This window comes from Thermosinus carboxydivorans Nor1 (assembly GCF_000169155.1).
GTDB lineage: Bacteria > Bacillota > Negativicutes > Sporomusales > Thermosinaceae > Thermosinus > Thermosinus carboxydivorans.
Map to the genome: position 1 here is coordinate 30927 of NZ_AAWL01000016.1, position 23204 is coordinate 54130.

The window sequence follows — 23204 nt, forward strand, 5'->3', positions numbered from 1 at the left end:
AAAAAATATGTAATGCGAGGGTGAAAACGATGACAGAAAAAAATCTTGCCGGAATTCGGGTTCTCGATTTTACCCGTGTACTTGCCGGTCCCTATCTGACCCAGATGCTTTGCGACTTAGGGGCTGAAGTTATAAAAATCGAGCAGCCGGGTAAGGGGGCGGACGAACGAGCCTTTTCTCCTATTGTCAAGGGCCAGAGCGGCTATTATATGATGCTTAACCGGGGGAAGAAGTCAATAACCCTTAACCTGAAAGATCCCAAGGCTAAGGAAATCGTGTTTGAACTGGCCAAGAAATCTGATATCATCACCGAGAACTTCAAACCCGGGGTTATGGATTCACTCGGTTTTTCTTACGAAGCTTTCAAAAAGGTCAAGCCGGATATCATTATGTGTTCCATATCAACTTTCGGCCAGAAGGGTCCATATTCGCAACGAGTGGGCTACGATATTGTGGCCCAAGCCATGAGCGGCCTTATGTGGATGACCGGCGACCCAGATCGGCCGCCGACCCGTTCAGGCACTTCCATAGGAGATGTAAATGCTAGCGCTCACGCCCTGGGGGCTATTGGGGCGGCGCTTTATTACCGTGAAAAGACTGGTAAAGGTCAGTACATCGACATATCGATGCGTGACTGCCTGACGGCCATTATCGAAACGGCCATTCCGCGTTACACCATGAGCGGCGGCCAGGATAAACCCATGCGTAGCGGTCGTCATCATGCCACCATGGCCCCTTACGGCGTGTTCGATGCCGGCCGCGGCAATTATATAGTGTTGGGGGCGCTGAATCAAGCCATCTGGACAAGGTTGTGCACAGCCATGAACCGACCGGAGATGATCGATGATCCCCGCTATAATACTCCCACGGCCCGGGCTGAAAATTTGAGTGACGTGGTTACTGCTATCGAAACGTGGCTGCAGTCTTTCGCCGATGTTAATGAAGCGCTGCATATCTTGGAGGTTCACGAAGTACCTTCAGCGCCTGTTCTCAATATCGAACAGCTGCTGCAGGATCCGCAGCTATTGATGCGCGATATGATAATCGAGGTAAATGACCCAATTTTCGGCGAAGTGAAGCTTCCGGCTACTCCTATGCGTTTTTCGGAAACCACAGTCATTAACACCACGCCGGCGCCGCTCCTCGGGCAGCATACTGAAGAGGTTCTTAAGACTTTAGTGGGCATGACCGATGCTGAGATTGAGGCATTGCGGCAAAATAAAGTAATCTAAATAGGAAAAGAGGGTTTAATATGCGGGAAGTTGTTATTGTTGGGGCCAAGCGTACTCCTATCGGCGATTTTCTCGGTTCGCTCAAAGATGTTAGCGCTGTTGACTTGGGAGTTACGGCCGTTAATGCCGCTTTAGCCCAAGCGCGGGTGAGTCCGGACATGGTCACCGAGGTTGCCTGTGGTATGATCTATAAAGCCGGCGCCAAAGGCAACCCCGGCCGCCAGATCCAGATCAAGTGCAACATGCCGGCGGGCGGCTACGCCTATACTGTCGATCAGCAGTGCGGTTCCGGGATGAAAGCACTGGAATTGGCCAGTCAGTCCATCCTCTTGGGTAAGACCGACATAGCTGTCGCTGTGGGCATCGAAAGCATGTCCCAGGCCCCCTACCTGCTGAAAGGTGCCAGGGAAGGCTATCGCATGGGTCATGGCGATATTTACGACTCTATGCTCTACGACGGCTTAATCTGCGCCATGATGGGTTACCACATGGGTGTCACGGCTGAGAACCTGGCTGAACGATACAACGTCACTCGGCAAGAACAGGACGAATTAGCTCTCATGAGCCATCAGCGGGCCGTTCGGGCCATCCAAAACGGAATATTCAATGAGGAGATCGTCCCCGTCACTGTCCAGACTCGTAAAGGACCGGTTGTAGTTGACAGGGACGAGCATCCGCGGGTCGACGTTACCCTGGAGAGGCTGGCGGCCATGAAGCCCGTCTTTAAGAAAGACGGTACCGTCACCGCGGGCAATGCTTCGAGTATCAACGACGGCGCAGCCGCCCTCGTGCTCATGGCGGCGGACAAAGCCAGGGAACTCGGGATCAAGCCATTGGCTAAGATCTTGGCTACAGCTAACGCCGGTGTTGCACCTGAGATTATGGGTATTGGTCCTGTTTACGCCGTACCAAAAGCGATAAAATACGCAGGCCTTAAGGCGGAAGACATTGGTTACTACGAGATAAACGAAGCCTTTGCAGCCCAATTTCTAGCCGTAAATCGTGAACTTAAGATACCCTTCGATAAGATTAACGCTAACGGTTCTGGTATTGGCCTTGGGCATCCGGTGGGCTGCACTGGGGCTAGGATAATTGTATCTCTCATTTACGAGATGAATCGGCGTGGTGTGCGTTATGGTGTGGCTTCTCTATGCGTAGGCGGTGGGCCGGCTATTGCCACTGTAATCGAAAAACTGTAGCGTAGGTAGACGAAGTTATCTTACTTCTGAGTGCTTTTTCAGTGACGATAAAGTGTTTCGCTGTTTTATGGCAATAGAAAAACTAGGAGGTATAAGATATGGCGATTCAAAAGCTTTTGGTGATCGGGGCTGGACAAATGGGCAGTGGTATTGCCCAAGTCGCCGCTGCTGCCGGCTTGGAAGTGGTAATTCACGATATCAAACAAGAATTTATTGACCGCAGCCTTAAGACTATCGATAAGAACCTGGTTAGGCTGGTGGAAAAGGGCAAACTGACGGAAGAAGACCGGCAGGCAACGTTGGGGCGGATAAGAGGTGAGCTGGATTTGGCCGCCGCCGCAGTTGCCGTCGATTTTGCCGTAGAAGCGGTTACGGAAAACTTTAATGTCAAGAAAGAAATATTTACTATTCTTGATGATACCTGCCCGGCTCACACTATCCTTGCCAGCAATACCTCTTCATTACCAATTACCCAGATTGCCGCAGTAACCAAACGGCCGGACCAAGTGATTGGCATGCACTTTTTCAACCCGGTGCCGGTAATGCAGCTAGTTGAGGTTATCATGGGTCTTGCGACTTCGTTGGAGACTTATGAAACAACGCGGGAGTTGGCTCTTACCTTGAAGAAAACTCCAGTCAAAGTAGCGGATTTTCCAGGCTTTTGTGGCAATCGGATCATGGTGCCAATGATCAATGAAGCGATTTATGCCCTCATGGAGGGGGTGGCTAGTGTCGAGGATATTGACAACGTGGCTAAACTGGGCTTTAATCATCCGATGGGGCCACTTGCCCTCGCCGACCTGATAGGCCTCGATACTATTTTGTATGTTATGGAGGTGCTTTACAAGGGATACGGAGATCCCAAGTACCGCCCATGTCCGCTACTTCGTAAATACGTCGATGCTGGCTGGTTGGGCCGCAAATCCGGCCGTGGTTTCTATGATTACTCGATAAAGTAAGGAGGATAGGGTGATGCCTGACAATATCGTGGTGGAAAGAGATGGCGCAATAGCCGTTATTATTGTGAACCGTCCCAAAGAGATGAATGCCCTCAATCTGGCTACAATGCTGGAGCTTGACCGCATCATTCGGTCCTTGGAGGATGACCAGAGTGTAGGGGCACTGATAATAACGGGGAGCGGCGAGAAGGCTTTTGTGGCTGGAGCGGACATCAGCGAAATGGCCGATATGGGCGCCATGCAGGCCAAAGAATGGGCTCGATTGGGGCAGCAAGTCTTCTCCCGCATTGAAAACTTTCCCCGCCCAGTTATCGCCGCCGTTAACGGCTACGCTTTGGGAGGCGGCTGTGAACTGGCTATGGCGTGCGATATCCGCTTAGCATCTGAGAAAGCTAAGTTTGGCCAACCGGAAGTCAATCTAGGCATAATTCCAGGCTTTGGTGGCACCCAGCGACTCACTAGGTTGGTGGGAAAGGGACAAGCTAAACTACTTATTTTTAGTGGGGATATTATTGACGCCCAAGAAGCTTTGCGCATCGGCTTGGTAGATAGGGTTGTTTCCGCCGATGAATTAATGGTAGCTGCCAAGGCGCTAGCCAATAAGATGATAGCTAAGGCTCCGCTGGCGGTTAGCCAAGCAAAACTAGCCATTAATAAAGGTGTCGAGATGGATTCAGAATCGGGCTATATGTTTGAGTCTGAAATTTTTGGCATGTGTTTTACTACAGCCGACCAGAAGGAAGGAATGCGGGCCTTCCTAGAAAAAAGAAAACCTGTATTTAGTGGTCAATAGCATGGGAGTTGATGAGAGTTGCGTTTTCCCGAGCAAAACAGGGGAAACAATTGTTGCTTTCTAATAGCAGCAATAGACATCGATGGTTATTAAGCAGTGGTAATTTCTAGGCCGTATCGCGGATTAGCTAGCATGGACGCTAGCAAAGATCTAACAAGCAAGGTACTGCTCCATTCGTACTCCGTGCATTACTGACTATAGCAAAAAGTATTCCGTTATTTTTAAAATTCAAGTAAGTTATACTACCAAATTATTACACGTATTTAGTCGTGGGACCCTATAAAAGATTGACACGGTAAATTGCCGAAACATCTTGACGAGCAGTGCAAAATTCTATAAAATAAAACGTGTTAGCACTCGACTATAATGAGTGCTAACACGTTTCTGCTTATTGCCCTGTTAAACACTCCAGCTGATTTTTAATGTGGCCTATCAAGCGACATTATTAATTGGTTAGGAGGTTTTATTATGTCTTTTCAAAGTAAATTGCGAAATCACGATAATACTTACCGAGAACTGTTTAAACGGCATCCTGACAACCCCATATTGACCGCCCACGATTGGCCCTATGCTGCCAATACGGTGTTTAACCCTGCGGCAACCATGTTTAACGGCAAAGTGCTGCTGTTGGCGCGGGTTGAAGACCGGCGGGGTTTTTCCCACTTAACGAAAGCGATCAGTGAAGATGGGGTAACAAATTGGCAGATCGACCCTGTTCCCACTTTTGAACCCGACCCGGAACGTTATCCGGAAGAAATCTGGGGGATTGAGGATCCCCGCATAACCTGGATTGAAGAATTAGGCAAATGGGCCGTCACGTATACGGCCTATTCCCGGGGCGGTCCGTTGGTATCTTTGGCGTTGACTAAAGATTTTGTTAACTTTGAACGGCTTGGCCCCATTATGCCGCCTGATGACAAAGATGCTGCGCTTTTTCCGCGGCGGTTCAACGGCAAATGGCTGCTCGTTCACCGGCCTGTTTCGGCCAACTATGGTCCGGGGGCACACATCTGGGTATCGTGGTCTGATGATTTGAAATATTGGGGCGACCACCAAATGCTGATTAATGCCCGCCGCGGCGGATGGTGGGATAGCAATAAAATTGGCCTTTCCCCGCCACCGCTCGAAACTCCGGAAGGGTGGCTTATCCTTTATCACGGTGTGAGACAGACAGCGGCAGGAGCAATTTACCGGCTGGGACTTGCACTGCTTGATCTGGAAAACCCTTTACACGTACTCCGCAGGAGCGATGAATGGGTGTTTGGTCCGTCAGAACCCTATGAGCGGGAAGGGGACGTCGATGACGTCGTATTCCCCTGCGGCTGGATATTGGACGAAACGACGGGCCAAATCAAGATGTACTATGGTGCTGCAGATACGTGCATTGCTTTGGCAACTGCTTCACTAAGCGATCTGCTTGAATACATAAAACGATGTCCCGAACCGAAAGAAGAAGACAACCTGATATAAAAAACGGATGGCACGTATTTGGCGTATGCAGTGCCGCTGAGGCTAGTCGTAACCCAGCTTCTCTGCCGCGTATCACCTACAATGCCCTTTGTGCGGTGTTGTATAGATGGCGGCAGAGATTTTTTTGCACTAGTAAATAAAAAATGCTTAAAAATGATTGTGTTTGGAGGTGGATGGAGATGACTGCGCTGAACAGAATGAGAAAAATTGCCTTTTTAAGTACTTATCCGCCGCGGGAGTGCGGCCTGGCAACCTTTACGCAGGACCTTGTGAACGCGATGGCTACAGTTGTGCCGCTCATCAAACCGGTGGTAATTGCGGTAAACAACTCGGATTATTATTATGATGACAAGGTAGTTATGGAAATTAGGCAGCACGACCGCACCAGCTACTTGGAAACTGCCCGCAAGATTAACGCATCGGATATCGAGCTGGTGATTATTGAACATGAGTACGGCATTTTCGGCGGCGAGTGCGGCGAATACATTCTGGATTTGGTTGAAAACTTGCAAGTGCCGGTCATTACCACCTTACACACCGTATTGCCTAACCCATCGGAAAAGCAGCTAGCCATCTTGCGGGTGCTTGGGCAAAAGAGCACGCGACTGGTTACCATGGCAAGGAACACGCTGGAGATACTGGAAAATATTTACGGCATCGATCGCGGCAAAGTCGAGGTTATCCACCATGGCGTTCCTTTTCGCAATATGGAACCGCGCGAAAAACTCAAAGAAAAACATGGTTACAAAGATCACCATGTCATCAGTACATTCGGCTTGATCAGTCCGGGCAAGGGACTGGAATACGGCATCGAAGCAATTGCCAAAGTCGTTCAGGACTACAAAAATGTAATTTATCTCATCCTGGGCAAAACTCATCCCTGTGTCAAACAACAATCGGGTGAACAATATCGTCAGCAGCTGACGGAAATGGTTAAACGCCTGGGGATTGAGGAACATGTCAAGTTCGTGGACAAATATCTTACCAAGGAAGAAATAATTTACTATCTGCAGCTGTCTGACATATACCTGACGCCATACCTGGGCAAAGACCAGGCGGTGAGCGGCACGCTCGCCTATGCCGTAGGTTATGGTCGGGTAGTGGTGTCTACGCCGTACAGTTATGCCAAGGAAATGCTTGGCGGAGGGAGGGGGCTGCTTGCCGACTTCCGGGATGCCGACTCCCTGGCGAAATGTATTAAATATGTGATTGCCAACCCTGACAAAAAGCAGGAGATGGAAAAACGGACTTTGCTGTTGGGTCGGACAATGACATGGGGGAACGTTGCCACGCAGTATGTAAAATTATTTATAAACGTTATGCAGCAAGGAAGAACGAGGGCTGAGGTGGGCTGATGGACAGGCACATATTCCGCCTCACCGATGACACGGGGATAATGCAGCACGCCAAATACGGCGTGCCCGACCCAACCAAGGGGTATACAACCGATGACAATGCACGGGCGCTGATTATGGCCGTAATGCTGTTTGAACGGTACGGCGAACAACGATATCTTGATCTAGCGTACCGATATGCGGCATTTATGCTGAATGCCCAAACCGCGGCGGGCAAGTTTAAAAACTTCATGACATATTCCCGGCAGTTTATTGAGGAAGAAGGCTCTGAAGACTGCTTCGGCCGGTGTATCTGGGCTTTGGGGCGCGCGCTGGGCAGCGACAAGCTGCCGCCCAATATAAAACAGGCCTGCCGCGATATGCTGGCAAAGGCACTGCCCAATATCCTCAGCCTGAAATGGCTGCGGGCTAAAGCGTACTCGCTTATCGGCCTGGGATATATTGCTGACGAAACTAAGGGATTGATGGCGAGCCTGGCCGAAAGCCTTGCTTGTCAGTACGAACGCTATCGGGAAAGCGAGTGGTGCTGGTTTGAAGACAGCCTGACATACAGCAATGCCATATTGCCATGGGCTATGTTCGTGGCTTACCGATATCTGCAAAAGCCTCGCTACCTGGAAATTGCCGAAGAGAGCCTGGCATTTTTGGCAACAGTCACTTTTCGCGAAGAATATTTTAAGCCAGTCGGTTGTAACGGCTGGCTGGTCAAAGGCCGGCCGGCGGCAGAGTTTGATGAGCAGCCGCTTGAAGCCGGCGAAACCGTCTTGGCGTATCTTGCCGCCTATGACGTTACGAACAACGCCGATTATCTTACGCAGGCCCGTAAGGCTTTCGCCTGGTATCACGGGGTGAACTCACAGCAGTTAAACCTAATTGACGGGGAGTCTGGCGGCTGCTATGACGGAATTACGGAAAACGGGCTGAATTTAAATCAAGGCGCCGAAAGCATAATAACTTATTGGATTGCCCGGTTAGCCCTGGAGAATAATTAGCCGTTTAGCAACGGGGGGGATTATATGCTCTATCCGTTGAAGTTCGAGCCGGTATATAAAAGCTACTTCTGGGGCGGCCGTAATTTGGAAAAGTTGGGGAGGATGCTGCCGGACGGAAAAATTGCTGAAAGCTGGGAAGTGGCGTGTAACTTTGAGGGAATAAGCATAATTGCCAACGGAGCGTACAAAGGTTTACCGTTATCCCAACTTTTGGCGTTGTTTGGGGAAAATGTGCTGGGGAAGGGGACAGCAAAGTTCCCGCTGCTAATTAAGCTGCTTGACGCCAATGACCGACTTTCCGTTCAGGTGCATCCTGATGATCGGTATGCCCGGACGGTCGAAAACCAAGACTATGGCAAAAGTGAAATGTGGTATGTGCTGGCGGCGCAGCCAGGCGCCAAAATAGTCTACAATCTGAGGGAAGGCGTTATCGGGCGCGACCTTGACCGGCTCGTGAAAACAAAAGAAATAGAAAGATGGTTTAATTATGTTGACGTATCGGCCGGGGACGCCATTTATATACCGGCCGGTACAATCCATGGGTTAGGCGAAGGAATTATTGTTGTCGAAATTCAGCAAAATTCTACCACGACATACAGGATCTACGATTATGACCGGACCGACGCAAGTGGCGCCAAACGACCGCTTCATATTGAAAAAGCCAGTGAAGTTGCTAACTTTAATCGCCAGGATGAAACGGGCAAGGTTGCCGGGCTTGTTGTTGCCTGCGGCCATGGCTCGCGTAAAACATATCTGGTGGCAGAGCGGCATTTTGCGGTCGAGTTATATGATGTTGCCGGTTCGGTGGAAGAAGTCGCCGACGGTAGCAAGTTTTACGTTTTTACAATTATTGAAGGCGCCGGGGAGGTTCGCTATGGCAGTGGGCAAACGGTTTCGGTTTGCGCCGTAGAGACGGTGATGATACCGGCCGCGCTGGGGAGATACTGTTTGGCCGGCCGGTTTAAGGCCCTGAAAGCATATGTCCCTGACTTGACAGCCGATGTGGTTACGCCGCTCAAGGCTGCAGGCTATTCGAGCACTGAAATTTTCCGGTGCGTCGGTGGCTTGGCAGATTTCATACACATAAATACTTACTCCAAAAACAGTTGTCGACTCTGTTCATCATAAGCAAAAAGCTCGGCGTAGCGTCCCCAGTCAATCAAAATATCCAAATGACTTTGCACTTCTGCCGGTGGGAAGGAACGGGCCAAAATGTTTTCGAAAAACTCGATATTCATGCGTTTGTTTGACTTGGATTGTAATATGGCTAGGATTTTTTTGACGGCGGTCACGTTTTTGACAAGTTGGGTCCGGAAGAGCTCCTTGCGTTCTAAAACAGAAGCTTGGGCGAACCGTATGCCTTCAGGTGTAAGTTCAATGTCGCCGTCTACGACTTTAGCAAATTTAAGGAGGGTTGCACCTTCTACAATTGGAAAGAAATCTTCACTGTCCATCGTGAAACGGTCAGCCAGCTTGTACAAATCCGTTTTTTCGTTTAAGTCTTCTAATAATTCCAAAAACCCTGTCAGTGCTCCGGCAGATACGTGGGGAATGGCGGCAATTTCTCGGTCTTCAGGCAAGGGAATTTTACGTAAGTCAGCTGGTTCTCGTTTCATCATCAGTGAATATAATTTATCGACAAGACCAACAAAAGCCGGAGCGTTTTTATCCCGCCAGTGGGGCAAGGTAACGGGCATATCGGCATTGATGCGGGCAGGGCTGCCGGACACTACCAGAATGCGGTCGGCCATATAGACAGCTTCTTCGATACCATGGGTCACCATGATAATGGCTTTAGTAGGGATTTTTTTGTCGCGCCAGAGTTCAAGGATGTCGCGCCGCAAGTTTTCGGCTGTCAGCACATCAAGGGCGGAAAATGGTTCATCCATCAAGAGTACATCCGGGTCGCTCACAAGGGCGCGTCCTAAACCAACCCGCTGCTGCATACCGCCGGATAGTTCCTTCGGGTAAGCGCTTTCAAAACCATCGAGGCCGATCATATCAATGACATGTAGTGCTTTTTCTTGTTTTGCTTTATCGGACATCGCCTTAGCTTCCAGGCCCAACATGACGTTTTCTAATACCGTCAGCCAGGGGAAAAGGGCGAAGGATTGAAACACCATGGCAGCGCCAGGATTGACACCGTGATATTCTTGGCCCAAGTAGGTAACTTTGCCACTAGAGGCCGGCGTTAGGCCGGCGATAATGCGGAGCAGGGTAGATTTTCCTGACCCGGACGGGCCGAGAATGGCGATAAATTCTCCGGCGTAGATGGAAAGGTTAATGCTGGCGAGGACGGGAATTGCATTACCGCCGCCCATATCCCATTTTTTTTGCACATTTTTCAGTTCAATTAATGGTTGTTTATTCATCACGGGTTCCCCTCCTGTGTTAATTCAGATGATATTTGGTTTCGGCTAGGTGATAGAGTCTGCGCCAGAATAGGCGGTTAATAATAATCACAAAGGCGCACATGACGATGATGCCGCCGAGAATTCCCGACCAATCACCTGCTTCCGTTACCTGGCCAATAAAGTTGCCCAGACCGGTAGCATTGAGTTGTTGGTCTTTCCAAGTCACCAATTCGGATACAATGCTGGCGTTCCAAGCGCCGCCGGAGGCAGTAATGCAACCGGTTATAAGATGGGGAAAGATGGCTGGCAGGATGAGTTTGCGCCATTTTTGCCAACCAGAGAGTTTGAAGACGGTGGATGCTTCTTTGAGGTCAGTCGGAATTGCCATTGCGCCAGCAATGACGTTAAACAAAATATACCATTGGGTGCCTAGCATCATAAGAAGAATGGAGCCAAGCTCAAAATTAATCCCGTAGTTCAGATACAAAACTACGACGAAGGGATAAATCATATTAGCTGGGAAGGAAGCGGTCACTTGAACAATAGGTTGAAAAAATTTACTTAGGCGCGGATTTGTGCCAATCCACACACCGACCGGCACTGTCCACAACACACCAATGAGACTGGCGGCTGTGACTCTTCCCAGGGTATAAAAGCCGAGAGTGATGATTTTTACTAGCTTATCAAAGCCCATGGAGGCAATCAAGAGGATCCCTTGGTAGGTTTGCTGACCAACATAGTATATTGTTGCCAGCAACAAAGCCCATTTCATTGCTACGGTTAGATAAGAAAGCGGAGTAAGATGTTCAATTTGGGCGGCTACTTTGCCGCTAACGCGGGCGCAACGATTGAATGCGCTATCGATTAGTTGGGTGATAGGGCCGAAGAAATATTTTTGCGCCCATGCTACGAAGACCGCCCGCTTAAGAATGTCATAGACAAGGGAAGTTGAAACCTCGATGGCTTCAGTTCGCTCCATTTTGAATTTTTGCGACCATACTACTATAGGACGCCAGAATAGCTGGTCAACCAGCATAATCATAATAATCATGGTAAGAATTGCGTAGCCAACGGCTGACATATTTCCTTTTTCCACAGCGGCAGCCATGAAGGAGCCAACGCCAGGAAGGCGGATGTCTTGGTTGAGAACGGTGATGGCTTCACTGGCTGCAAGGAAGAACCAAGCGCCTCCAAAGGACATCATGCTGTTCCATACCAGACTAATCATGGCGAATGGTACTTCCAGTTTAATAAACCGTTGCCACCAGTTAAGGCGCAACACGGCAGCCGCTTCTTTTAGATCTTGAGGCAAGGTAGTGAGCGAGTGGTAAAAACTAAAGGTCATGTTCCAACACTGACCGGTAAAAATGGCGAAGATGGAGGCTAATTCTACGCCTAACAGGCTGTTAGGAAACAGACCAATAAACATGGTAATGGTAACGGAAAGAAAGCCCAGTACAGGCACGGATTGCAAAATATCTAGCAGTGGGACCAGTACTTTTTCGGCGGTGCGGCTTTTTGCAGCAATACTGCCGTATATAAAAGTAAAAAGGAGCGAGGCCCCATAGGCAATAAACATTCTTAGGAGCGACCGACCAGCATAGTAAGGCAAGTCGGCCGGATCGGTAGAAATTTCGATTTGGTTTTCGGGAGAAAAGGGAATAACCATACCGGCGCCTAAGTAAAGAACCGAAAACAGGAGGGCAAATACGAATGCGATCACCAGTATGTCAATAAGACCAAACCGGCGAGAGGGTATGTGCGAAGTAAATACAGCCATTTGAATCACTTCCTAAATCAAATTTGGTTGTTTTGCCGACAATACGCATTGACATGTACTTGTTTAATGTCGTAGTATTACGTTTTGATCCGTCTGTATCCATAACATACCCACCTCCCTCTTATATAACGCAAAAAAGACCTCCCCATGCGGGAAGGTCTCGTGAACAATAGAAAAAATGCATAACAAAAAAGCGTGATCATTTAACCTCCCCACTCGTTTGAGCTTTGGCACTGTATAACGTAGAGTCAAACAAAATGCTCAGCCACCTTAAGTAAAACCTTATGCCGGTAATACCTGTTCTACCCATTGGCGTCTCTCGACATTTCCGGGCAGTGGCCTATGTTTATACAGGAGCCTCACCTAACGAGGAAGTACTATTTACTTGCATTTCTATAAACTATGAACATTATAATGCTGGTGCAACGCAATGTCAATAATTCGCAATCACTCAGTTAAAATGTTACTTTGTAAAATGTTACTTGCGGTTCGTCGCTCGGCCACTTCGCCTATACGCTAACGGTGACGGATGTAGTCTCCGGCTACACCCGCAGACGTGCGCTGCTAGGAAAATCCCAACTTGCCGTTCTCCGTGAACTCAAGCACATTATCGCCGAGTGGCCTATGAAACCCTGGGCCATCCACAGTGATAACGGTCAGGCATTTTTAAACGCCCATTTGAAAACTTTTTGCACTGCGAACAACATTCACTTCACGCGTAGTCGTCCTTATCGAAAAAATGACAATGCCCACGTGGAGCAGAAAAATGGCTTTCTTGTACGCCAGCTAGTCGGCTATGAACGCTATGACCGTCCGGAACAAGTAGAGTGGCTGAACTCCATCTATGCTCTGCATGATTTATACTTCAATTACTGTCTGCCTACACGCAAGCTGATCCGAAAGGAGCGTTGCGGGGGACGTGTGAAAAAAACATTCGACACGGCCAGAACACCCGCAACACGGTTGATCGAAACCAACGCGCTGTTGCCAGAACAAATCCAAAAGTTGAAGGCGTGTCAAACAGCCTAAGATCCACTTACGTTGCATCGCCAGTTGGAAAAGGTGCTTTCTCGCCCCGTGACGTCTGCCACTACTACCATCTACCCAGACAAGGCTGTAACAGCTCATCTGGGTAACAAAATTATATGAGTGATCTATTATCCTTCGGTAACATTTTTAAATGAGTTGACACGTAACTCTGTTTGTATTTTCTATCATTAGCGTTGTATAAAAACAGAAGCGCAATGTCAAGAGGAAAAAGCAAACGTACTTAGATAAGACACAAGCAATATCTCTGAGAATAATATTCAGTTTTAATCTTTTCTTGGAGTTAGTTTAAAACAACGTCGGTATAAGGTTAACCCTTTATCTATATTTCTAGTATTATCCAGACTCTTTGTCGCTAAGCTACAAAATACAGATATATCCCTCCATCTGCAGTATCGAGAAGGCTTGTGCCTAATCTTTAAATGATCGCCTACCTCGGTTTGTTCCAGCCGGCTCCCGGCTTAAGGTAGCTACCAATTCACTAAATGTCTGGTACAAGAATGTTTGGATTGCTCGCAACATTTCTAGCAGGGAATGTTTTTTTGGTAGTTGTTGGCATATGTTTTGCAACAGAGAATACCTTATCAAGGCAAACCAAATTTGTCCATATACGGGATTTTGGTTGATACCGAAAAAATGTTTAACAATAAAATTTTGCTTAATCCATTTGAAGACCAGTTCTATTTGCCAGCTCAAGCGATGAATATTATTGATGTCTGTTGCAGGCAATGCCAAATCATTGGTCACGATAAACTTACCCGTTCACCTTGTTTTTGTTGAAATTTTTCCAAAGGAAAGGCATCAAAAACTTTAAAAACGAATTTATTGCGGCGCTACTGATATTACCTCCCGATTGGCTTGACTGGCAAGTTCATATTCTGCTATACTTAGAACAAGCCCCCTATCCGGGGGCTTGTTTATTAATTGTCATGGAAGGGAGAAAACGGTTATGACCTCACGTCTGGAGCGACGTCTCGCCACCCAGCGCAAACAGCAGACGAAGCGGATTTTATTCGTGCTGCTGGTGCTCTTTCTCGCACTGGCTGTCGGGACCGGTTCGTATTTATATTTTAACGGTAAGCTGAATAAGACCAAGCGGGCGGTGGGGCTTGCGCCTAGCCATAAAATTAATATTGCCGTGCTGGGCGTAGATGAACGTACGGGCGATGTCGGCCGTTCGGACACGCTTTTTGTGGTGACCGTCGATCCGGATAGCAAAGAGGTAGCGCTATTATCAATTCCCCGGGATACCCGGGTTAAGATTCCGGGGCATGGCTGGGATAAAATCAACCACGCCTACGCCAATGGTGGTCACCAGCTTACGCTGCGGGCGCTGGAGGAACTCTTGGGCATCCCGATTGATTATTATGTGCTTATCAATTTTGCCGGTTTCTATAAAATTGTCGACGCCGTGGGCGGTGTGACCATTGATGTGGAAAAGCGCATGTACTACGAAGATCCCTATGATAACCTGGTCATTGACCTGAAACCGGGCGTACAGCGAATGGATGGCAAAACGGCCATCCAATACGTGCGGTACCGCGACGCGGAAGGGGATCTGGGCCGGATTGAACGGCAGCAGAAATTTATCAAAGCCATGCTGAATGAAGTCGCTTCCCCCATGGTTATAACCCGCGTGCCGTCAATTATTCGGGAAGTTAACTCCGTCATTAAGACCGACATGTCGACCGCGGAAATGCTTAACCTGGCCAAACTCATCAATGACGCCGCCAAGCGCGGGCTCAAGACCGATATTGTTCCCGGCAAGCCAGCCTATATTGATGACATCAGCTATTGGCTGCCTGATATCGTGTCCTTGCGCGAACATGTGGCCCAGATGCAAGGTATAGCCATGGATGACAAGTATCTGGCGGCGGCGAAACGGCTGGCGGCCGAATATGAAGCTTCTATCCCGCAGGAAATGAAAGTGGTAGAAGTGCCGAAAACGTTGCAGTCTCCCAAACAGGCGGCGGTGGCACCGGCGCAGACACCGGGGAAACAACCGGAAAAGAACGCGCCCTCCGGTCAGTCGACCAAACCGCCGGCGCCGGCCAAACTAAAGGTTCAGGTTATCAATGCCAGCGGTGCGCCGGACGCTGGCCCCAAGGTAGCCGCCGTCCTGCGCAATCAGGGATTTGAAGTGGTAGGTATCACTACGGCGAGCCAACCGACGCCCAATACCGTCGTTACTTCCTATACGACCGATAACGCGGTTGTGGGCAAGCTGACCAGCTTACCCTTCAAATATGTGCTGCATGTCACCAAAAACGACGCCAAGGCCGACCAGGTCACCGTGCTGGTAGGCAAGGATTACGTTGAAAAATAAGCGGTAGCCGGCCCAAGGTTTTACTCAATGGGCCGGATTTTTTTATGGCAATAAGTGATTTTTTTCGCAAAATCCACTTGCGTTTGGGCGGAAAACATGTTATAATTTTCACACACGTTAAATACACCCCTCATTAACAGCCCGCAAGGGCTATTTTTTTTGCCGTTTTATGCCATAATAACCAGTGACCGCCCGCGTTGCCCAATATTTTTGTCCGAGGAGATATCGCTTCATGTATGATACCGAGCTGTCGCGCCGTATGCGGATCTTGATGTTCATCATTATTGCTGTCATTGGCGGCCTGGTGTTGCGCCTGGCTTGGCTACAGCTTGTGCAAGGCGCACAGTATAAAAAAATCGCCGACCAAAACCGCATCCGTCAAATCACGGCTCAGGCGCCGCGCGGCACGATCTATGACCGCAGTGGGGCCGTCTTGGTCGCTAACCGGCCCAGTTTCGCCGTTTCCATCATCCCTGCCGAGTATACTAATGAGCAGGTTGCCACGCCGCTCTTGGCCGAGCTGACAGGCGTTTCCGCGGGCGAAATTACCAAGTTGCTGGCCGACAGTCAGGATGCTCCCTATTCGCCGGTACGGATTAAGCGGGACGTGGATGACGCCACGGTGGCCAAAATCAAAGAACGTAAATACTATCTGCCGGGAGTTTTTATTGAGGCTATTCCTGTCCGGCACTATGTTTATAATGGACTGGCCGCCCACCTGCTCGGCTATGTGGGGCGGATCAGCGCCGAAGAGTATGAAGCCCGGCGGAACAAGGGCTACAGCATGACCGACCTTGTCGGTAAAGACGGAATTGAACGGGTCTGGGAGGAAACACTGCGTGGCGAGGACGGCGGCCTTCAAGTGGAAGTCAATGCCGCCGGCGAGGAAGTGGCCATACTTGGTAACAAGCCGGCCACTCCGGGACACGGTTTGGTGCTGACAATTGACGCCAATTTACAAAAGGTGGCGGAGAAGGCGCTGGAAGAGCAAATTGCCGCTAGCCGCAAACTGGGGGAGCCGGCTACAGGGGGCGCCATTGTTGTCCTCGACGTGAAGTCCGGGGCGGTACTGACGCTGGCCAGCAGTCCGTCCTTTGATCCCAATGCCTTTGCCGCCGGTATCAAGGCGCGCGATTGGAATGCTCTGATCGGCAATCCAAATAATCCGCTGACCAACCGAACCATTCAAAACGCTTACCCGCCCGGTTCGGTGTTTAAAATTGTTACGGCCGCCGCCGCGTTGGAAACAGGGCTGACCACCGAGCAGGAAGTCTTTGAGGATAAAGGCGTTTATGTCCTGGATGGTTGGTGGTTCTACGGATGGAATACAAAGGGGCTGGGCAGGCTGACCATTGCCGATGCCCTGGCGTGGTCCAGCGATCCGGTCTTTTATGAACTTGGCCGCCGGTTAGGGGTAGATACGCTCGCGGCTTACGCCGTCACGTTCGGCTACGGGCAACAGGTAGACATCGGCCTGCCTGGCGAGGCGAAAGGGGTTGTGCCGACCGCAGAATGGAAACAGGCCAATTACGGTGAGCCCTGGTATCCGGGTGAGACGCTTATTGCCGCCATCGGTCAGGGTTATTATCTTGCCACGCCGCTGCAGCAGGCTCTGGTGCTCATGGCGGTCGCTAATGGCGGCGTGATCTATAAACCCCGGTTGGTGGACAAAATCATCGCTCCGGACGGTACGCCGATCCAAGATTTTCCTGCCGAGGTGTTACGTACCGTGTATCTCCGTCCTGAAGTATGGGATATTATTAGGCAGGGCTTGGCGGCCGTCACCGCCCGGGGAACGGCGGCCGCGCCGTTTCAGGGCTTTCCCTACCCGGTCGCGGGTAAAACCGGATCTTCCGAAACGGGACGGGGGACTACCCATTCGTGGTTTGTCTGCTATGCACCGGCAGACAATCCGGCGATTGCCGTAGCCGCTCTTGTGGAAGAAGGGGGCGAAGGGTCGGTAGCCGCCGCGCCGGTAGTGCGGCGGGTGCTGGATGCCTACTTTGGCATCCCGTTCCAAGGGTCGCAACCTGTGCCGCCCAAAGGCAAAACCGACTAATGGGGCAAAAAAAGGAAAAATGCGGCGATAGTCGAATGTTTTAATAATTGATAATTTATGCAGGACGTGGTAGCATTGTCCTACTATCCCGTAAACCTTAACTTAGTGGGACGGCGGTGCGCCGTCATCGGCGGCGGAGCCGTGGCCGAGCGCAAAGTACTGGCGCTGCTTGCCGCCGACGCCGCCGTGACCGTGATTAGCCCGGCCGTAACGGATGGGCTCGCCGCCTTGTCTGCGGCAGGGCAGATTACCCATATAGCGCGCCCATATTGGCCAGGCGCTATCGAAAATTTTTTTATCGTTATTTGCGCCACTGATGCCCCGGCCGTTAACCGGCAGGCGGCCGAGGAAGGCCGGGCCAAAGGCGCCTTGGTCAATGTCGCTGACGCGCCTGAGCTGTGCGATTTTACCGTGCCGTCGCAAATTGTCCGCGGCGATCTCGTAATTACCGTTTCCACCGGCGGCAAAAGTCCGGCCCTGGCCCGGCGGCTCAGACAGGAATTGGAAGCGAGGTATGGGCCGGAATATGGTCTGTATTTGGCCATGATCGGCCGGTTGCGTGACGAAATGAAAGAGCGGCTGGCTACGCCGCGGGCGCGGGAATGTTTTTGGCGCCGCGCGCTGGATGATGAGGCGCTGGCGCTCGTGAAAGCAGGAAAGTTACAAGAGGCGGAGGAGAAGATTAGAGATGCAATTGGTGGTTCTGGGGCTGAACCATAAAACGGCGCCGGTAGCTGTGCGCGAATGTTTTTCTTTTCCGGAAGACAAAATCCGGACAGGACTGGCCCATATACACGAGTGTGAAGGCGTGCACGAGGGTGTTATTCTTTCCACCTGCAACCGGACCGAGCTTTACGCCGTGGTTGATGACGCTGATGAGGCGCTGCCGGTGCTCAGGGACTTTTTCGAGCGCATGGCCGCTACTGCCATTGAAAGTGATGATTATCTTTTTTACCTGCGGGAGGAGGAGTGCATCCGCCACCTCTTCCGCGTCGCAGCCAGTCTTGACTCTTTGGTCATCGGTGAAGGCCAAATCCTCAGCCAGGTTAAGAAAGCTTATTCGGTTGCCCGCGCCGCCGGCACGACGAGCACCGTGCTGAATACGCTGTTTCATCGTGCCATTGCCGTAGGCAAGCGGGTGCGTACCGAAACCCGCATTGCCTATAGCGCCGTATCGGTCAGCTACGCGGCGGTGGAACTGGCGAAAAAAGTATTTGGCGACCTTAGCCGCTCCAATGTCCTCATTCTTGGAGCCGGCGAAATGAGTGAGCTGACGGCTCGCCACCTAGTGGACAATGGAGTCAAGACGGTCTTTGTTTCTAACCGCAATTACGAGCGGGCGGTTAGCTTAGCCCAGCGGTTCCGCGGCGTGGCCGTTCCTTTTGAGGACTTTATGAAAAGCGCGGTGGACGCGGACATTGTTATTACTTCCACTGGCGCCCCGCACTATATTATCACCGCCTGGGATGTTGCCCACTTAATGCCCAAGCGGCATGGCCGGCCGATTATTTTTATCGACATTGCCGTACCCCGCGACGTGGAACCCGAAGCAGGGACCATCGCCGGGGTCAGCCTGTATAATATCGATGATCTGGAAGCCGTGGTGGAGTCGAATATCCGCAGCCGGGAGCTGGAAGCGCAGGCGGCGGAAGCGATCATTGAAGAAGAACTGGGGGAATTGGTTAACCGGTTCCGTTATCTGTCCTACCGACCCGTCCTGGTCCGCCTGACCGACAAGGCTGAGCGCATCCGGCAGCGCGAGGTAAAGCGCGCGCTGGCCAAGCTGCCGGACATTACGCCCGAGGAGCGCAAAATTCTGGAGAATATGTCCAGGATGCTGGTGCGCAAACTGCTCCGCGACCCCATTACTCGCATCAATGAGGCGGCGGGCACGGACAAAGAGCCGTATTACCTGGACGCGGTACGCAAACTGTTCAAAGTTGACGACATAGGAGAGGAAGCTGCCTGTGAAAAACAAACTTGTCATCGGTACGCGGGGCAGTAAGCTGGCCCTGTGGCAGGCCAATTACATCGCCCACCGCCTGTGCCAGTACCATCCCGGTCTGGAAGTGACCATCAAGCATATTGTCACTACCGGCGATAAAATTCTGGATGTGCCGCTGGCTAAGATCGGCGGCAAAGGAGTATTTACGAAAGAAATTGAACTTGCCATGCTGCGCGGCGAAATCGACCTTGCCGTCCACAGTCTCAAAGATATGCCGACCGAGCTGCCGCCCGGGCTTACGCTGGCGGCGATTACCGAACGGGAAGAACCTTTTGACGCGCTGATCAGCCCGAAGTACGGTACACTGGACAAGCTGCCGCATGGCGCGAAAGTGGGGACTTCTTCTCTTAGGCGGCGGGCGCAACTGTTAAATTGTCGCCCGGACTTGACGGTATGCGATCTGCGCGGCAATGTTGATACGCGGCTGCGTAAGCTGGAAACCGAGGAACTGGACGCCATCGTGCTGGCCCAAGCCGGTCTTAAGCGGCTAGGTTGGGACGACCGTATTACGCAGCAGCTGCCGCCTGACATCTGCCTGCCGGCCGTAGGCCAGGGCGCCCTCGCTCTCGAGACCCGCAGCGATGACTCCGAGGTGTTGGCCCTTGTCGCCTTTCTTCATGACGAAGATACCGCCGCAGCCGTGACAGCCGAACGGTCCTTTCTTAATGAGCTGGAAGGGGGCTGTCAGGTTCCCATCGGTGTTTACGGCCGGGTGGAAAATGGTGAGCTGGTTTTGGACGCTGCCATCTTGTCCCTTGACGGCGCGGCAGCGCTGAAGGACCGCATCTGCGGCGCGCCGGCGGCAGCGGAGGATTTGGGGCGCAAACTGGCCCAACACATGTATGTAACCGGTGGGCGGGAGATTCTGGCCGGCTTATTTGCGCGGCCGTCAGCAGGGGGAGGCAATAACAGATAATGCAAGGTTTTGTATATTTAGTAGGCGCCGGGCCGGGCGATTATAAACTAATTACGGTAAAAGCTTTGGAATGTATCCGAAAGGCCGACACTATTGTCTATGACCGGCTGGCTGACGACCGGCTGCTGAGTGCTGCCCGGGCGGACGCGGAAATGATTTATGTGGGCAAGGCATCAAGCGATCACACCATGCGCCAGGAAGACATCAACCGGCTGTTGGTTGACAAAGCGAAGGAAGGTAAAATCGTAGTCCGCCTCAAGGGCGGCGATCCCTTTGTGTTCGGCCGCGGCGGCGAAGAAGCGCTGGCGCTGGTAGAAAGCGGCGTGCCCTTTGAAGTAGTGCCTGGCGTTACCTCGGCCATTGCCGTGCCGGCCTATGCCGGCATCCCGGTGACCCACCGCGGGATTGCCACTTCTTTTGCTGTTGTTACCGGCCATGAAGACCCGACCAAACCGGAGTCCACCATTCGCTGGGATAAATTGGCCACTGGCGCCGATACGCTTGTCTTTCTTATGGGGGTAGAAAACCTGCCCCAGATTACGGCGAAATTGATTGAACACGGCCGACCGGCTGATACCCCGGCCGCCGTCATCCGCTGGGGGACTAAGCCGGAGCAGCGCGTGCTGACCACTACGCTGGGCCAGGCGGCCGCTGACGTAGCTGCGGCCGGGCTAACGCCACCGGCTATTTTTCTGGTAGGTCATGTGGCCACGCTGCGGGACAAGCTCGCGTGGTTTGACAATAAACCGCTTTTTGGGAAAAAAGTGCTCGTCACCCGCGCCCGGGAGCAGGCGAGCCAGCTGACGACCCGGCTAGAAGAGCTGGGCGCCCAGGTAGTTGAGGCGCCGGCCATTAAGATCGTGCCGCCTGAGAGTTATGAACCACTGGACAGGGCCATTGCCGAGCTGGCAACATATCAGTGGCTGATTTTTACGAGTGTCAACGGGGTGGACGCCTTCTTTGCTCGCCTGGACGTCGCCGGGCTGGACAGCCGCGCCCTGGCCGGCGTGAAAGTAGCCGCCATCGGCGTCGTGACGGCTGAGCGCTTGCAAGCCCACGGTATCCGGGCCGATATCGTGCCGGTCCAGTTTGTGGCCGAGGGCGTGGCCAGCGCCCTGGCCGGTGAAATTGCCCCCGGCATGCGCGTCCTTATCCCACGGGCCCTGGTGGCTCGCGATGTACTGCCGGAAAAACTAACCGAAATGGGAGCCCAGGTTCAGGTCGTGCCCGCTTACCGTACCGTCACCGGCGATACTGACGGTGCGGTCCTGGCGGAGCAGCTGGCGGCCGGAGAAATCGACCTTATTACGTTTACCAGTTCGTCTACGGTCACTAATCTGCTTAGCCTCTTAGGCAGCGAGGGGGTGGCACTTATCGGCAAGGCCAAAATCGCCTGCATCGGCCCCATAACTGCCGCCACCTGCGTAGAGCAAGGCCTGACGCCGGCCATTATTGCCAAAGAGTATACGATTTCCGGGCTGATCGAAACTATTCTCCAGTATTACAGGGGGGAGTACCATGACTAACCCGTTCATCCGGCCGCGCCGCCTGCGCGCCTGCGAAGGCATCCGCCGCCTGGTGCGCGAGACAGAACTTAACGCCGGTGACTTTGTGTACCCACTGTTTGTGGTGCCTGGTAACAATGTGAAGCAGGAAATACCGTCCTTGCCGGGCAACTATCATTTTTCACCCGATATGGCCGTGGCGGCGGCGCGTGAAGCCTATGACCTTGGCATCCCGGCCGTGCTGGTGTTTGGCCTGCCGGAATACAAAGATGCGCAGGGCGCTAGCGCCTGGGACGCCAAGAGCCCTGTCCAACAGGCCATCCGCCGCATCAAACAGGCCTTGCCCGACCTGGTGGTGATCAGTGACGTCTGCCTCTGCCAGTATACCGATCATGGCCACTGTGGCCTAGTGAGGGACGGGCGCATTGACAACGACCCCACCTTAGAACTTCTGGCCAGGGTGGCCCTAAGCCACGCCGAGGCCGGCGCCGACATGGTGGCGCCCTCGGATATGATGGACGGCCGGGTACGGGCCATCCGCGATGCGCTTGACGGCGCCGGCTTCAGCGAAGTGTCGGTCATGTCCTATGCGGCAAAATACGCTTCGGCATTCTACGGACCCTTCCGCGATGCCGCCAATTCGGCGCCCCAGTTCGGTGACCGCCGTACCTATCAGATGGATCCGGCCAATGCCCGGGAAGCGCTACGTGAAGTAGCGTTAGACATTGAAGAAGGTGCCGACATCGTCATGGTAAAACCCGCGTTGGCTTATCTCGACATCATTCGCCAGGTCAAGGACAGATTTGACCTGCCGGTGGCCTGCTACAATGTGAGCGGCGAGTATGCTATGGTCAAGGCCGCGGCTGCTAAGGGCTGGATTGACGAGCGGCGCATCGTCCTCGAACTGCTGCTTGGCATGAAGCGGGCCGGCGCGGATATCATTATTACTTACCACGCCTTAGACGCCGTGCGCTGGTTAAAAGGCGAGTAAGAGCAGCGGTACGATGTCAAGAGGCTAATTTAACATAAAAAACTATGTATTGCTGCTACCTAAGGTGGTGAACCGAAAAAAGGCAAACCTTAACTAGACCCACCAATATCCACATCAAGATGGTAATATATGGTAACTGGTGGACAAAGAAAAATGGTCTTTTTAATCGGTTATGTCAGACTCCCCCTTCTGGTTTATAAATTCGGTTGGTACGCAGCAGA

18 protein-coding genes, 1 pseudogene and 1 riboswitch are annotated in these 23204 nt (G+C 51.8%); of the genes and pseudogenes, 16 read left to right on the forward strand and 3 right to left on the reverse strand.

What is annotated here, in order from left to right; translation table 11 throughout:
- Positions 1-29 precede the first annotated feature (29 nt).
- From TCARDRAFT_RS10535 to TCARDRAFT_RS10570, 8 genes are all read left to right on the forward strand, one after another.
- Complete coding sequence (locus TCARDRAFT_RS10535; protein WP_007289973.1) at positions 30-1232, forward strand: CaiB/BaiF CoA transferase family protein; 1203 nt, start codon at positions 30-32, stop codon at positions 1230-1232.
- Positions 1233-1252: 20 nt separating this feature from the next.
- The gene (locus TCARDRAFT_RS10540; RefSeq protein WP_007289974.1) at positions 1253-2431 is read left to right on the forward strand and encodes a thiolase family protein; all 1179 of its coding nucleotides are present in this window, start codon (positions 1253-1255) and stop codon (positions 2429-2431) included.
- 98 nt (positions 2432-2529) lie between these two features.
- Positions 2530-3390, forward strand: coding sequence for a 3-hydroxybutyryl-CoA dehydrogenase (locus tag TCARDRAFT_RS10545; protein WP_007289975.1), 861 nt, complete (start codon positions 2530-2532; stop codon positions 3388-3390).
- 13 nt (positions 3391-3403) lie between these two features.
- Positions 3404-4183, forward strand: a complete 780-nt coding sequence (locus TCARDRAFT_RS10550) for an enoyl-CoA hydratase-related protein (protein WP_007289976.1) — start codon at positions 3404-3406, stop codon at positions 4181-4183.
- A gap of 468 nt (positions 4184-4651) precedes the next feature.
- Positions 4652-5653, forward strand: coding sequence for a glycoside hydrolase family 130 protein (locus TCARDRAFT_RS10555; protein ID WP_007289977.1), 1002 nt, complete (start codon positions 4652-4654; stop codon positions 5651-5653).
- A gap of 179 nt (positions 5654-5832) precedes the next feature.
- Positions 5833-7008 carry a glycosyltransferase family 4 protein gene (locus TCARDRAFT_RS10560; RefSeq protein WP_007289978.1) on the forward strand — a complete coding sequence of 392 codons (1176 nt, stop codon included), beginning with the start codon at positions 5833-5835 and terminating at the stop codon, positions 7006-7008.
- Entirely contained in the window at positions 7008-8000 is a 993-nt protein-coding gene (locus TCARDRAFT_RS10565; protein ID WP_007289979.1) for a glycoside hydrolase family protein, read from the forward strand. The genes TCARDRAFT_RS10560 and TCARDRAFT_RS10565 overlap by 1 nt, the downstream gene beginning before the upstream one ends.
- Before the next feature lie 24 nt (positions 8001-8024).
- Positions 8025-9128, forward strand: a complete 1104-nt coding sequence (locus tag TCARDRAFT_RS10570; protein WP_007289981.1) for a type I phosphomannose isomerase catalytic subunit — start codon at positions 8025-8027, stop codon at positions 9126-9128.
- Here TCARDRAFT_RS10570 and TCARDRAFT_RS10575 read toward each other — a convergent pair.
- The gene (locus TCARDRAFT_RS10575; protein WP_007289980.1) at positions 9092-10372 is read right to left on the reverse strand and encodes an ABC transporter ATP-binding protein; all 1281 of its coding nucleotides are present in this window, start codon (positions 10370-10372) and stop codon (positions 9092-9094) included. The two genes, TCARDRAFT_RS10570 and TCARDRAFT_RS10575, sit on opposite strands and share 37 nt — an antisense overlap.
- A 19-nt stretch (positions 10373-10391) precedes the next feature.
- On the reverse strand, positions 10392-12134 hold the full coding sequence (locus TCARDRAFT_RS10580) for an ABC transporter permease (RefSeq protein ID WP_007289982.1): 1743 nt from the start codon (positions 12132-12134) through the stop codon (positions 10392-10394).
- 204 nt (positions 12135-12338) lie between these two features.
- Positions 12339-12512, reverse strand: a riboswitch (M-box (ykoK) riboswitch).
- Between the two features lie 120 nt (positions 12513-12632).
- Here TCARDRAFT_RS10580 and TCARDRAFT_RS10585 point away from each other — a divergent pair.
- Positions 12633-13163, forward strand: a pseudogene (locus tag TCARDRAFT_RS10585) (DDE-type integrase/transposase/recombinase); the annotation flags it as partial.
- Positions 13164-13592: 429 nt separating this feature from the next.
- On the opposite strand, the gene TCARDRAFT_RS10590 reads toward TCARDRAFT_RS10585, so the two are convergent.
- Positions 13593-13928: a transposase gene (locus TCARDRAFT_RS10590; protein WP_040683327.1), complete on the reverse strand. Its 336-nt coding sequence runs from the start codon at positions 13926-13928 to the stop codon at positions 13593-13595.
- A gap of 202 nt (positions 13929-14130) precedes the next feature.
- On the opposite strand from TCARDRAFT_RS10590, the gene TCARDRAFT_RS10595 reads away from it, so the two are divergent.
- From TCARDRAFT_RS10595 to hemB, 7 genes are all read left to right on the forward strand, one after another.
- A complete protein-coding gene (locus TCARDRAFT_RS10595) occupies positions 14131-15507 on the forward strand; it encodes an LCP family glycopolymer transferase (RefSeq protein ID WP_007289984.1) in 1377 nt (458 codons plus the stop codon).
- A 232-nt stretch (positions 15508-15739) separates the two neighbouring features.
- Positions 15740-17566 (forward strand): penicillin-binding protein 2, encoded by a 1827-nt coding sequence (gene mrdA / locus TCARDRAFT_RS10600; protein ID WP_007289985.1) that lies wholly within the window; start codon positions 15740-15742, stop codon positions 17564-17566.
- A 66-nt stretch (positions 17567-17632) separates the two neighbouring features.
- Positions 17633-18286 (forward strand): bifunctional precorrin-2 dehydrogenase/sirohydrochlorin ferrochelatase, encoded by a 654-nt coding sequence (locus TCARDRAFT_RS10605; protein ID WP_332248970.1) that lies wholly within the window; start codon positions 17633-17635, stop codon positions 18284-18286.
- The gene (gene hemA, locus TCARDRAFT_RS10610; protein WP_007289987.1) at positions 18255-19571 is read left to right on the forward strand and encodes a glutamyl-tRNA reductase; all 1317 of its coding nucleotides are present in this window, start codon (positions 18255-18257) and stop codon (positions 19569-19571) included. Before TCARDRAFT_RS10605 ends, hemA begins: the two co-directional genes overlap by 32 nt.
- Entirely contained in the window at positions 19534-20487 is a 954-nt protein-coding gene (hemC, locus tag TCARDRAFT_RS10615; RefSeq protein WP_007289988.1) for a hydroxymethylbilane synthase, read from the forward strand. Before hemA ends, hemC begins: the two co-directional genes overlap by 38 nt.
- The gene (gene cobA, locus TCARDRAFT_RS10620) at positions 20487-22013 is read left to right on the forward strand and encodes a uroporphyrinogen-III C-methyltransferase (protein WP_007289989.1); all 1527 of its coding nucleotides are present in this window, start codon (positions 20487-20489) and stop codon (positions 22011-22013) included. Before hemC ends, cobA begins: the two co-directional genes overlap by 1 nt.
- Positions 22006-22983: a porphobilinogen synthase gene (hemB, locus tag TCARDRAFT_RS10625; protein WP_007289990.1), complete on the forward strand. Its 978-nt coding sequence runs from the start codon at positions 22006-22008 to the stop codon at positions 22981-22983. Before cobA ends, hemB begins: the two co-directional genes overlap by 8 nt.
- Positions 22984-23204 lie beyond the last annotated feature (221 nt).